This is a genomic window from Roseibium sp. LAB1 (assembly GCF_054658235.1).
Window position 1 is genome coordinate 1,206,822 of the sequence record NZ_BAAGIB010000002.1, and the last position, 13,197, is coordinate 1,220,018.

Below are 13,197 nucleotides of genomic sequence, written 5' to 3' on the forward strand. Positions count from 1 at the left end.
ATTAACCACGCCTTCATGTAACCCCTTTAGCAACCTTGCTTTACGTGGACTGAGTTGGAGATTGCTTGTATTAACGGAGTGTTTACCACTTTGGGCAAATCCGGCCGCCACGCACCCGTCAACCGGTGTTGCAGACCAGTTTGGAGCAGAGCCATGGACGAACAGACCCTATCATTCCTGGAACTGACCGCCATGGATGATCTGGTTCAGCTTGTCGCCGACAAAAGGGCAGCCTGGCTCTGGTCGGCTGACGGCGCGCGTATTCTATGGGCGAATGCCGCCGGGGCCGCGTTTTTCTCGGCACAGACCGTATCCGATCTGGCCAGCCTGACGTCGCTCGAGCGCTCGCCTGCCCGTCCGCATATTGCCCGCATCGCCGAATCCGGCCTCACCGACAAATTCAGCATCGACCGGCTTCGATTCTACCGGGGCCTTCGGGTCATGTTGCTGACGTGCCAGTGCATGCGCGTCGAACTGGAAAATGGTGACGCTGCTGCCCTGATCGTGTGCGGCGACAAGGGCCTGTCGGCAACGAAGGACCCGGTTCCGGCCTTTGCGCAGATGCTGCGCGACGACGACGCCACAGTGTTCGTGACGGATGGCGGTTCGGTGGAAAACCGCTTCGGCGAGCTTGTCGGAACCCCGGAAGACCTCGACCTGCCGGAGGACCAAACGGCCCTCTTCGGACCGCTGGAGCTGGAAGGCGCCTTCCACGAGGGTGTGGTCCTGAAGGTTACCGACCGCGAGAAGCTGGTGGTTCTGGAAAACCTGCCCCTGGCTGATGGCGACACGGACACCGGGGAAGACACCAGCAAAAGCACGGAAGAGCCGGAGCCATCCGCTGCCGATGCCGCATTGCCTGCAGCGGGCTTTGCCGCCGGAGCAGCCGTCGCTGCGGCCTCATCCGGAAAAGAGGACGAGGCATCCGCAACCGGCGACGACGATGCCGGCTGGGTGCGGGCGGACGAAGACGAGCTGGAAACCGCTGACCAACCTACCGTCACTCCGGACACAGCGGCGCAGGATAGAGACGAGCCCCTGGTGGAAGACACCGTCGACCAGCCCGTCCACGAGCAGTCGGTCGTCGCCAGTGCGGTTATGTCGGACGACATCTCCCCGATGGACGCCGGAGAGGTGGACCTCGACATCTACGAGGAAGACGAAACCGCTGTTGATGCTGATAGCGAGAAGATCAGCGCCATGGAGGCTGTCTCCGAGGGCGCCGTGTCCAACGGTACGGGTCTTGAAGACGCAACCGCCGCAGACACGAGCGATGACACGGCGCGGGACGGCTTCGTCTTCCAGCCGCGGCGCAGACCGGTGCGCTTTGCCTGGAAGATGGATATCGACCAGCGGTTCACGTTCCTGTCCGACGAGTTTGCCGAAGTTCTCGGCCCGTCGGCAACCGACATTGTCGGCCTGACCTGGCAGCAAGTTGCCGACCGGTTCGATCTCGACCCGCGCGGTCACATCGCACGAGCGCTTGACCGGCGCGATACCTGGAGCGGCAAGACAATTGACTGGCCGGTGACCGGCGCAGACTTGCGCGTGCCCGTGGACATGGCCGCCCTGCCCGCCTTCGACCGGAATCGCAAATTCGAAGGCTATCGAGGCTTCGGTGTTTGCCGGACCGCCGACGCGGTGGCAGAGCGCGGCGAGCAGCCCGCCGGACCGGTGCTGGCCGTTGTCGGGGCGGCAGCCACCGTCTCGGACGAGACCGAAACCGGTCACGACCAGCTTTCGGAAGAAGAAATCTCCCGCAGCGCTGAAACGCAGATGGAAAGCAACCCCGCCGTCGAGGCCGGTGAAATCTCCGCAGTGACGGACATGGACGAGGACCTTGCCGCGGCCAGCAGCGACCAGGTTAGGGAAGACACCCTCGGCAATGCCGAAGCCGCGGCCGAAACACCTGATGCCACTGCGAACGTACAGGCGGGTGAATCCGAAGAGCCGGACGCAACACAACAGCAGGAAACTGCTGAAGCAGCGGCCAGGCTTGCGGATCTGAAACCGGCAAAACCGGATTCCTTCGCAGGCAAGACTTTTCTGGGTGCCAGCGCGGCTGCTCTGGTCGGTTCACTGGCAAAGTTCACCGGCAAACCCCCGCAGCGCCCTGTCGAGCCGCCCGTGAAGGCGAATGAAGCCGACAAGACTGACACGGGAGTTGATGCAACCGGTACCGCGGCAGATGATACCGGACCCGACACCGAAAAGGATTTCGACGATCTGCCGGGCGCAGCTCTCGACAGCAAGTTCAAGGCGCTGGAATCCGGCCTTCAAGACGCACCGGACAGCGAAGCTTCGTCCGAAGCAACCGACGCTTCAGAGACTGATGAAGAAGCTGGCGACGTCGCAAGTGCTGAGGTCATCGGAACAGCGGGCGACCCGACGGAAGAAACAGAAGACACACAGGAAGCGGCAGACGCTGAAGCCGAAGATCTTGAAGACGAGGCCAGTGACGTCGCGACCGAAGATACCTCCTTCGACGAGGACGATGCTGATCTGACAGACGAAACCGAAGCAGACGTGGACGTCGAGAGCGATGCCGCGGTCGACGAACCGCCCGTTGACGAGATCATGGCCACCGACACAGCCGTTGCGGCAGCCAAACCTGTTGCCGTCGAGCCGACCGGTATTTCCGGACCTGCGGCGTTGAAGCCCGCTGAAATCGAAAGTGCGGTCAAGTCGCTTGCCAAGGCGTACAAGCAGGCAGAGAAGAAGCCGCGCGATCTCTTCGAGGAAGAAGAAGATACCAAGGGTCTGGAAGACGACGACACGTCGCTCGAGGCTGTTGACGACGACGATGTCGACCTCTCCGACGTGGAAGACGATCTTCAAGCGGGGAACGAAGCCCCCTCTCTCCGGGACGATGACCAGTTCGAGCCCGAACCCGCCTTTGAAGATGCACATTTCGATCTCGTTGAGGAAGAAGACCGCGAGATCGAAGCCGTAGCCGCGTCTCTGGAAACGGATGACACCGCAGAGGAGCGTGAGTTCTTCGAGGAAACTGCTGCATTCGAGAGCGAGGACAAGGCTGCCGAAACAGGCGACGCCGACGAACCGGCCGAGCAGAAGACGACTGGCCAGGTCATCCCGCTCGCAACGGTAAAACCACGCGTCGTTCCGGTGGATACCTCTGGTCTTTCCCGGCCCGAACGCCAGGCCTTCCGCAAGATCGCGGAAGCCTTGGGAGCACGGCTTGAGGGTGATCTTGAAGAATTCGATGCGCCCGATCCGGAAGAACCTGTCGAAGAGCTGCCGCCGGAAGTTCCGGAAGCCGGACCCATTGACCCGAGCCTGCTGGACCGCTTGCCCATCGGCATCGCCATTGCCCACGACCGGGAAGTTCTCTACGCCAACAAGGCCCTCTTGAAGATGCTTGGCTACCGGTCGATCGCCGCTCTGTGCGAAGCAGGCGGTCTTGAGGCCCTCTTCATCGATGACGCGGAAGAATTGCCGGATGCCGAAGGCATGGACGGCGAGGTCGATGAGACCATGAAGATGCGCTTGTCCGACGGTGGTGTTCTGAATGTCGATGCGCACATGCATTCGGTTCCGTGGAACGGCAACCGGGGTCTGATGATTTCCATCACCGAACGCAAGGTAAAACCGGCTCCTGCCACTGCGGCCCCCTCATCGCCGAACTTCTTTGCGGAAGTGCGCGCGGAACTCGACAGCGCGCGCAACCAGATCGCCGAGATGGACACCATCCTGGAAACCGCCACCGACGGCGTTCTGGTGCTCGATCAAAACGGCTCCATCCTGAAGGTAAACGGATCGGCGGAAGCCCTGTTCAGCGCCAGCCGGTCTGACATGATCGGCGCCCCGCTGACCGAATTCCTTGCACCGGAAAGCCACCGGGCCGCCGCCGACTATCTGGACGGACTGTCGCGCAACGGCGTTGCCTCCATCCTCAATGATGGACGCGAAGTGCTGGGCAAGGTTCCGACCGGTGGGCTCATTCCGCTGTTCATGACCATTGGCCGGATCGGTGGAACCAAGGACGATGTCAAATACTGTGCGGTGCTGCGGGACATCACCCAGTGGAAGACCGCCGAAGAGGAACTGACCCAGGCCAAGCGCCAGGCCGAGAACGCCAGTTCTCAGAAGTCCGATTTCCTGGCCAAGATCAGCCATGAGATCCGCACACCGCTGAACGCCATCATCGGCTTTTCGGAAGTCATGATGGAAGAGCGATTTGGCCCGATCGGCAACGACCGCTACAAGGACTACCTCAAGGACATCCGCACATCCGGCTCACACATCATGAGCCTTATCAACGATCTTCTGGACCTGTCCAAGATCGAGGCAGGCAAGCTGGATCTCAAGTTCTCTGCCGTCTCGACCAATGACGTCATCAACGAATGCGTTGCCTTGATGCAGCCACAGGCCAACCGGGAACGTGTCATCATCCGCGCCAGCCTGCCGGAATCCGTGCCTGACGTGGTGGCCGACCCGCGCTCGCTGCGCCAGATCGTGCTGAACCTTCTGTCCAACGCCATCAAATACAACAAGTCCGGTGGCCAGGTGATCCTGTCGACCGCGCTGGAAAGCAATGGCGAGGTTGCCCTGCGTGTCCGCGACACCGGCACCGGCATGACAGCCAAGCAGCTTGCGGCGGCGCTCGAACCCTTCCGGCAACTGCACACCTCCAGCCGGGGCGGTGGAACCGGTCTCGGTCTGCCTCTGACCAAGGCTCTGGTCGAGGCAAACCGGGCCAGCTTCCATATCGATTCCACACCTGACCAGGGTACGCTGGTGGAAATCATATTCCCCACCCAACGGGTGCTTTCGGAATAGTGCCGGACCTGTCAGGAGCGGTTCTTGATTGAAGTCGACAGCAACATCTGGATCCTGGAAGGAGACAATGTCTCCTTCTACGGATTTCCCTACCCGACCCGCTGCGTCATCGTCCGCTTGCCGTCCGGCAAGCTGTGGGTCTGGTCGCCGATCGCCCTGTCACCGGACATCCGGCGGGAAGTCGACGCTCTGGGAACCCCGGCGCATCTCGTCAGCCCAAACAAGATCCACCACCTTTTCCTGCAAGACTGGAAGGCGGCCTGGCCGGAGGCAAAACTCTGGGGGCCTGAGAGCACCATTTCCAAACGCACCGATCTTGCCTTCGAACCGGCGCTGGACGAGGCCGTGCCGGATGCCTTTGAAGGTGTCATCGACATGGTGCGCTTTTCCGGATCTCCGGCAATGGATGAAGTGGTGTTCCTGCACCAACCCTCCGCAACGGTCATCCTGGCCGATCTCAGCGAGCATTTCTCGCAAGGGTTTCTGGACCGGTACTGGAAGCCCTGGCAACGCTGGATCGCCGGTTTGTGGGGTATTGTCGAAGGCAAGGGCTATGCGCCCCTGGAATGGCGATTGAGCTTCTTCAACCGTCGCAAGGCGCGTGTCTGCCGAGACCGTATCCTTGCCTGGTCACCGGAAAAAGTGATCATGGCCCACGGCGTCTGGCAGTCGTCCGACGGCACAGCCTTCTTGCGGCCGGCTCTTGCCTGGGTGTGACAGTTTTTCACGCCCACCGATAACGTGTTCGTGATCGACTTCCAATGCCACTTGCGCAGTGACGGCACACTTAAAGTCGAGTCTTAAACTCCTGTATTCTCATCGCTTTTCGGGAATATACTGGAGTGCAATCCTCCAGTTAGTTTTGAACCATTCTAAAGTATTGATTTTACTTGCTTTATTGACTTTATAACACTCTGGCGACATATTCCCGGCAAGCTTCGGATCCAGGTTCCGGACAACAAGAACCAACTCACCGGGAGAGTTACATGAATTCCACTTTCCGTGCCCTGGCAGGCGCCGCCCTGCTGTCCTCGGCAACCCTTTCCGCCGTACCCGCATTTGCCGACGGGGAAGTGAATATCTACTCCTACCGCCAGCCGTATCTGATCGAGCCGCTGCTCGAAGCCTTCACCAAGGAAACAGGCATCAAGACCAACGTCGTCTTTGCCGCTGAAGGCCTGGGCGAGCGCATTGCGGCGGAAGGGGCCAACTCACCGGCGGACGTTCTGCTGACTGTTGATATCGGCCGCCTGGACGGCGCCAAGCAGCTCGGCATTTCACAGCCGGTTGTCTCTGAAGTCGTCAATGCGAACGTTCCGGCAGAATTCCGCGATCCGGAAGGACACTGGATCGGCCTGACCAACCGCGCCCGTGTGATCTACGCCTCCAAGGAACGTGTTGACCAGGACAGCATCACCTACGAGGAACTTGCAGATCCGAAGTGGAAGGGCCGCCTGTGTACCCGCTCCGGACAACACGTCTACACCGTCGGGCTGGTTGCCTCGATGGTCGCGCATCATGGTGTCGAAGAGACCGAGAAATGGCTGGAAGGCGTTCGCGACAACCTCGCCCGCAAGCCTGCCGGCAACGACCGCGCCCAGGTCAAGGCCATCTTTGCCGGCGAATGCGACATCGCACTCGGCAACACCTATTACATGGGTCTGATGCAGACCAGCGAGAAGGAACCGGAACAGCAGACCTGGGCCGACAGCGTCCGCATCCTGTTCCCGAATACCAACGACCGCGGCAGCCACGTCAACATTGCCGGCGTCATCCTTGCGAAGAACGCACCGAACAAGGACAATGCGGTCAAGCTGATCGAGTTCCTGTCCTCCGAAGAAGCCCAGGAAATCTACGCCGAAACCAACCACGAATATCCGGTCAAGCCGGGTGTTGCGGTGTCCGAACGCGTTGCGAGCTGGGGTGAATTCAAAAAGGACACCCTGCCGCTTGCCGACATTGCCAAGAACCGCAAGACTGCCAGCGAACTGATCGACGAAGTCGGCTTCGACGACGGTCCGGCTTCTTGAGGCCACGATGACAAAAAGACGGGCGCCGCATTCTGCGGCGCTTTTCTGTTGAGAGCAAGGAAGGCGGACTTTCAAACTATTCTGGGGCCCGTCATTGCCGGACTTGATCCGGCAATCCATGCCGTTCCCTGTCGACAAAATTCAGAGGTGACGTCGATCCGATCCTCAACGGCATGGATGCCATGGTCGAGCCATGGCATGACGAAAAGAAAACCACCGCAAAAATTCAGGTCACGCCTCGGTATCTCTTGGCTTTTGCATTTTCCGGGTTTTGCCTATAGAGCTTCCTGCGAACCATTCTCAAAGAAATGACAGGCCTTGCTGCGCACGCCATCCCTCACTCTTGCAGACCGTTTCTGGCAATTTTCATCACTGACGATTGCCACGCTGGTACTGTTGCCATTGGCAGCAATTGTGTGGATTGCGTTGACGCCGACGGGTGAGGTCTGGGGACACCTTCTGACGACGGTTCTGCCGGGCTCCCTGAAAACCACCGTGTTGCTGATGCTCGGCGTCGGCCTGACCACCGGCATTACCGGCGTTGCCACCGCCTGGCTGGTAACGATGTGCAATTTCCCGGGAAGGAAGATTCTCGACTGGGCCCTTCTCGTACCTCTGGCCGTGCCGACCTATATTGTCGCCTTCGCCTATGTCGAAGTGCTCGATTATACCGGTCCGGTCCAGAGCCTGATCCGGACGCTATTCGGCTTCAAGACGTCCAGAGACTATTGGTTTCCCGAAATTCGCTCGCTGGGCGGCGCCATATTCGTCATGGGGGCGGTGCTCTACCCTTATGTCTACCTGACGACCCGCGCCAGCTTCCTCATCCAGTCCGCCTCGACGCTGGATGTCTCGCGCACGCTTGGCGCTTCGCCCTACGGGCTTTTCTTCCGTGTTGCCCTGCCCCTTGCAAGACCAGCGATCGTCATTGGCATTTCGCTCGCCCTGATGGAATGCCTCAACGATATCGGTGCCGTGACGTTCTTCGGTGTAAAGACGCTGACCTTCTCCGTTTATGACACCTGGCTGCACCGCTCGAGCCTTGGGGGTGCCGCCCAGTTGGCACTGGCCATGCTGGTCATGGTGTTCCTGCTGCTGTGGCTGGAGCGGTTCGGACGGCGCAAACAGCGTTTCGACAGCGGAGGAGGCGCCAAGCACCGGCCGCCGACGCGCTTCGAACTGGGCCGCTGGCAGTCCATGCTGGCGTTGCTGCTGTGCCTCACACCTGTCTTTGTCGGCTTCGTTGTGCCCGGCCTGTTGCTTGCAGACCTTGCCAGCCGGCGGCTGGATGGCTTTTGGGACAGCGGTTTTCTGGAAGCCGTCTGGAACAGTCTGAGCCTTGCTGCCGTTGCAGCGCTGATCACAGTGCTCATTTCCGTTGCCCTGGCATATGCCCTGCGCCTGAATCCCAGAGGCCCGCTGAAAGTTGCCGTCCGGCTTGCCTCCATCGGCTATGCCATTCCGGGCACCGTTCTGGCCATCGGCATTCTGGTTCCGCTGGCCGGCTTCGACAATTTTCTGGATGCCCGCATGGAAGCCTGGTTCGGCATCAATACCGGGCTTTTGCTGCTGGGCAGCGGCACCGGTCTTGTGTTCGCCTATGTGGTCCGCTTCCTCGCGGTCTCCTATGGCCAGGTGGAAGGCGGCTTCGGCCGGATCACACCGCATCTCGACATGGCCGCCCGAACGCTCGGTCGCAACACCGGGCAAACCCTGACACAGATTCACTTGCCTATCCTGAAGCCCGTGCTTCTGTCCGCAGCCCTGCTCAGCTTCGTCGATTGCATGAAGGAGCTGCCCGCAACAGTGCTGCTGCGCCCGTTCAACTTCGAGACACTGGCGACGACCGTGTTTGAAGCCGCATCGCGCGAAGCCTTCGGCGAAGCCGCCCTGCCCTCGCTGGCGATCGTTCTCGTCGGCCTGATCCCCGTCATCTACCTTGCTCGTTCCAGCGCCTCGTCTTTCCGCACGCAAACCTCCAAGCGGCAACTGGAGCCAGTCATCTGAGCCGGGGCTGCCATGCCGTCTCGCGCCCCGCTTCGCGCCTTGACAGCCTCCCGGTGAACCGCGTCAATGGCGGCATAGTTCAGATATTTGCCGGGACGATTCCTCGATGGAAAAGAAACACCAGATAAATCTTTGGTACGCCTTCATCGCCATGATGCTGGTGCTGATGTTCCAAAGCTGGTGGGCCACTTACCGAACCGTCGAGCAGATCCCCTACAGCCAGTTCGAGCAGTATCTCAAGGACGGCAAGATCGAGGAGATCGCCGTCAAGGAGAACTTCATCGAAGGCAAGTTCAAGGCGGAACTCAAGGACGGCAAGCAGTATTTCGTCACCACACGTGTCGAGATCCCCCTTGCCGACGAACTCAGCAAGTATGACGTCAAATATACCGGTGTCGTTCAGAACACCTTCATTCGAGACATCCTTTCGTGGGTTCTGCCGGTCCTGCTTCTGTTCGGCTTGTGGATGTTCTTTATCCGCCGCTTCGCCGAGAAACAGGGCCTCGGCGGCATGATGACGGTCGGCAAATCCAAGGCGAAGGTGTTTGTCGAAAAGGATGTGAAAGTCACTTTTCAGAATGTCGCCGGGGTGGATGAAGCCAAGCGGGAACTGAAGGAGATCGTCGACTTCCTGAAGGAACCGGCTTCCTATGGCCGTCTGGGCGCGCATGTGCCCAAGGGCATCCTTCTGGTTGGCCCTCCTGGCACAGGCAAGACACTGCTGGCCCGCGCCGTGGCCGGTGAAGCCGGCGTGCCGTTTTTTTCGATCTCCGGCTCCGAATTCGTGGAAATGTTCGTCGGTGTCGGCGCGGCGCGTGTGCGCGATCTCTTCGAACAGGCCCGCAAGGCCGCACCGGCCATCATCTTCATCGACGAGCTGGACGCTCTCGGCCGGGCGCGTGCGGCTGGCCCCATGGGCAGCAACGACGAGAAGGAACAGACCCTCAACCAGCTCCTGACCGAACTCGACGGCTTCGATCCGTCCAGCGGCATCATCCTGCTGGCGGCGACCAACCGGCCGGAGATCCTGGACCCGGCCCTGTTGCGCGCCGGACGTTTCGACCGCCAGGTGCTGGTCGACCGTCCGGACAAGATCGGCCGGCGGGCGATCCTCGACGTCCATGTGAAGAAGATCAAGCTGGCGGCAGAGATCGACCTCGACCAGGTGGCCCAGCTGACTGCCGGTTTTTCCGGCGCCGACCTCGCGACACTTGTTAACGAGGCCGCCCTGCTGGCAACCCGGCGACAGGGAGATGCCGTCACGCTGCAGGACTTCAACGAGGCGGTCGAGCGGGTCATCGCGGGACTGGAAAAGCGTAGCCGGATCCTGTCCGACAAGGAACGCAGGACCGTTGCCTTCCACGAAATGGGCCATGCCCTGGTTGCGGCCAATCTGGAAGGCTGCGATCCGGTGCACAAGATCTCGATCATCCCGCGCGGCATCGGCGCACTTGGTTACACGATGCAACGTCCGACCGAGGATCGTTTCCTGTTATCCGAACAAGATCTGGAAAACCGCATGACCGTTCTGATGGGAGGCCGGGCAGCAGAAGACGTCGTCTTCAACGAGATCTCCACAGGAGCTTCCGATGACCTGCAAAAGGTGACCGAAGTTGCCCGTGACATGGTCATGCGCTACGGCATGGATCCGGACCTGGGCAATCGCGCCTATTCCACCCAACGTCAGAATTTTCTCGGCCAGCCTGCCGGAGACGTTGCTGAGGTATCCGAACAGACCCAGCGGGAGATCGACCTTGCGATCAAGCAACGGGTGGAAGCTGCGTTCCAGCGCGCCAAGGACCTCCTGAAAAGCCATCGCGGTGAACTCGACGAGGGCGCGGCCATGCTGCTTGCGAAGGAAACGCTGACCGACCAGGATTTCCCCGCGATCCGACCCATTGCCGAGCGCCGGAAGACCGAGGCCGCGGAATAAGACTGGCGCGATTTGCTGCCTTGCAGCCTCAGGCGGCGACTATGCGGCCGCTTTCCACCAGCTGCATGACGCTAGGGAATCTTTGAGACCCATCCTGCAGGAACGCTTTTGACCAGGCTTCGAAATGCTCTGCCGGCATCGGCCGTGCAAAGAGGAAGCCTTGCGCGGTCGTACAGCCGTTCTCCGCCAGGAAAACGTGCTGTTCTTCCGTTTCAACGCCCTCGGCGACAACTTCGTAGCTGAGGCTCTTGGCCATCGCCAGAATGGTCTGGACGATCGAGCGGCTGTGATGGTCCGCGGCAAGGCCGCTGATGAAACTGCGGTCGATCTTGAAGGTATTGAACGGCAGTCGCTGCAAATGCGCCAGGCTGGAATAGCCGGTTCCGAAATCATCGATGGCAAAGGTGATGCCGGCTTCCAGAAGCGGCTTGGCCGCCTCCGAAATCCGCTCCGGATCCCCCATGGCAACCGTCTCCGTCACCTCAAGCTGCAACAGCTCAGCCGGAAAGCCGGTCACCTCCAGAATGTCGAGCACACGAGCCGTGAACCCCGGCTTTTCAAGTTGGCGGATAGACACATTGACCGCCAGCGGTAAACGCTGACCCTGTTCGAGCCAGACACGCCCCTGGCGGCAGGCAAGCTCCAGAACCCGGTCACCCAGGCGCGTTATCAGGTCACTTTCCTCGGCAACGTCGATAAAACAGCCCGGCGCCAGCAGGCCCCGCTCCGGATGGTCCCAGCGGGCGAGCACTTCGGCACCAACAACCTTCATCGAGGCACAACCGATCTTTGGCTGGAAAGCGATGGTGATCTCGTCTGTCAGAAGAGCCCGTTTCAGTTCCGCTTCCAGGCGGATACGTTCATGAGACCGCGAGTCGCCTTCGATCTCGTTGAAGAAGCAAGCCCGGTTGCCGCCGGTCCGCTTGGCCGCGTACATGGCAATGTCCGCGTTCTTCAGGATCGCTGTGTAATCTTCGCCGTCTTCGGGATAGGTCGAGACGCCGATGCTGGCTCCGACGGCCATGGTCAGACCGTTAATTTCCAGGGGCTGTTCGACACATTGCACCAGCTGGTCTGCGAGCGTGTAGACGTTGGACATGGGCTTTTCGGCCGGCATAATGATGGCGAACTCATCGCCGCCAAGCCTGGCGACAAGTGGCGGAAAAGTTGCGTTACCTGCCGCCACGTTGTCAGACCTGTTCAACAGACGCTGCAGCCGCGCCGCCACTTCCTTTAACAGGGCGTCGCCATGATCGTGTCCGTAGCTGTCATTCACCCGCTTGAAACGGTCGAGATCGATAAAGAGAACAGACATGCGTTGCCGCGTGCCATCGCTGTTCTGCATGTTGGAATTGAAGTGCTGGCGGAAACACTCCCGGTTCGGCAGGCGTGTTACCGGGTCGACATAGGCCAGCTCATGAATGCGGGCCATGTTGTTGCGTATGGTCCCGACCATATCGCGATAGGCGCGGGCGAGAACACCGATTTCATCGGTTCGTTCGACAGGGAAAGGCGCGTCGAAATTGCCAGCGCTCACCGTGTGAGCGGTTTGGGTTAGAGCCTTGATCGGCCGGACGAAGTTTTCCGCAAAGTGAAACGTCACCGGAATACAAAATATCAGCAGCACCAGGGTGATGACGATGTTCCGGCCCCAGATGGCGAACAGCATGCCATTGGCCTGAAGCCGCTTGACCGACACAAGCGCGACCCCGAGAACCGGGCTGTCCGCCGTCTCGCGCACGGGCAAGGCGATTTCGATCCTGTCTTTCGTCTGACGGATCTGGTCCAGGCCGGTTTCCAGAGACAGCTTGATCAGCGGATGCTGGTCCAATTCGTCGAAATAGCTGGTGACCGGATCGCTGTCGATTGTGACCGCCCGGGCCGGATCGTGAACCTGAGCCAGTTCGACGACACCGCTGCCGGCGATGCTTTCCAGTTCCTGCTCGAGGATCAGGTAGTGGTGGTTGGTCAGATGCGGCACGGCCAGACGGCTGACCGTCGCCCCGATAGCCCGCGCGTCCGAGACCACCCGCTGCTCTTCGTCACGCAGATCGAGATAGCTCGCTACCATGATCATAACGACCGAGAGTGCCAGAAACAGGCCGGCCACCAGCAACACGAACCGCGTGCGCAGGCTGGGAAGCCAGGTCGACAGGACTTTAATCAGCTTTGAGACAGCCCCATGCGTTCCAGGCACGCCAAACACCCCTTGCGAATACCTGGAAACCATACACAGCAAGTCTTGAAGGTGGATTGAAGAAGGTAAACGCCAGTCGTCAAAACGCGTAAACACTGATCTGTTTTTTAGCCAGGAAATCGTCTTTCCCGGCTTTTAAAGGACAACGAGTTATCTATGCTAGATTTATGCGGGTTAATCGCAATTCAAACTATTAACGAATTTGGATATTTCCTTGGTAATTCTACGAA

Annotated in this window: 6 protein-coding genes; 5 read left to right on the plus strand and 1 reads right to left on the minus strand. The window is 60.0% G+C overall.

Annotation, left to right across the window (positions count from 1 at the left end; translation table 11 throughout):
* The first annotated feature begins 153 nt into the window (after positions 1–153).
* The 5 genes from ACYQ54_RS15475 to ftsH all read left to right on the plus strand — a co-directional run bounded on the left by ACYQ54_RS15475 (position 154) and on the right by ftsH (position 10,770).
* Positions 154–4,800, plus strand: coding sequence for a PAS domain-containing sensor histidine kinase (locus ACYQ54_RS15475; RefSeq protein WP_460083767.1), 4,647 nt, complete (start codon positions 154–156; stop codon positions 4,798–4,800).
* Between the two features lie 24 nt (positions 4,801–4,824).
* Positions 4,825–5,517 (plus strand): DUF4336 domain-containing protein, encoded by a 693-nt coding sequence (locus ACYQ54_RS15480; protein ID WP_460083769.1) that lies wholly within the window; start codon positions 4,825–4,827, stop codon positions 5,515–5,517.
* Between the two features lie 269 nt (positions 5,518–5,786).
* On the plus strand, positions 5,787–6,830 hold the full coding sequence (locus ACYQ54_RS15485; RefSeq protein WP_460083771.1) for a Fe(3+) ABC transporter substrate-binding protein: 1,044 nt from the start codon (positions 5,787–5,789) through the stop codon (positions 6,828–6,830).
* A 318-nt stretch (positions 6,831–7,148) separates the two neighbouring features.
* The gene (locus ACYQ54_RS15490; RefSeq protein ID WP_460083773.1) at positions 7,149–8,837 is read left to right on the plus strand and encodes an ABC transporter permease; all 1,689 of its coding nucleotides are present in this window, start codon (positions 7,149–7,151) and stop codon (positions 8,835–8,837) included.
* 106 nt (positions 8,838–8,943) lie between these two features.
* The gene (gene ftsH / locus ACYQ54_RS15495; protein WP_460083775.1) at positions 8,944–10,770 is read left to right on the plus strand and encodes an ATP-dependent zinc metalloprotease FtsH; all 1,827 of its coding nucleotides are present in this window, start codon (positions 8,944–8,946) and stop codon (positions 10,768–10,770) included.
* Positions 10,771–10,798: 28 nt separating this feature from the next.
* Here the strand turns inward: ftsH and ACYQ54_RS15500 are convergent, their stop codons facing one another.
* Positions 10,799–12,967: a putative bifunctional diguanylate cyclase/phosphodiesterase gene (locus ACYQ54_RS15500; protein WP_460083777.1), complete on the minus strand. Its 2,169-nt coding sequence runs from the start codon at positions 12,965–12,967 to the stop codon at positions 10,799–10,801.
* Positions 12,968–13,197 lie beyond the last annotated feature (230 nt).

Coding starts and splice junctions, on each gene's coding strand:
- ftsH (WP_460083775.1), top strand. CDS start 8,944: ATGGAAAAGAAACACCAGATAAATCTTTGGTACGCCTTCATCGCCATG.
- ACYQ54_RS15475 (WP_460083767.1), top strand. CDS start 154: ATGGACGAACAGACCCTATCATTCCTGGAACTGACCGCCATGGATGAT.
- ACYQ54_RS15485 (WP_460083771.1), top strand. CDS start 5,787: ATGAATTCCACTTTCCGTGCCCTGGCAGGCGCCGCCCTGCTGTCCTCG.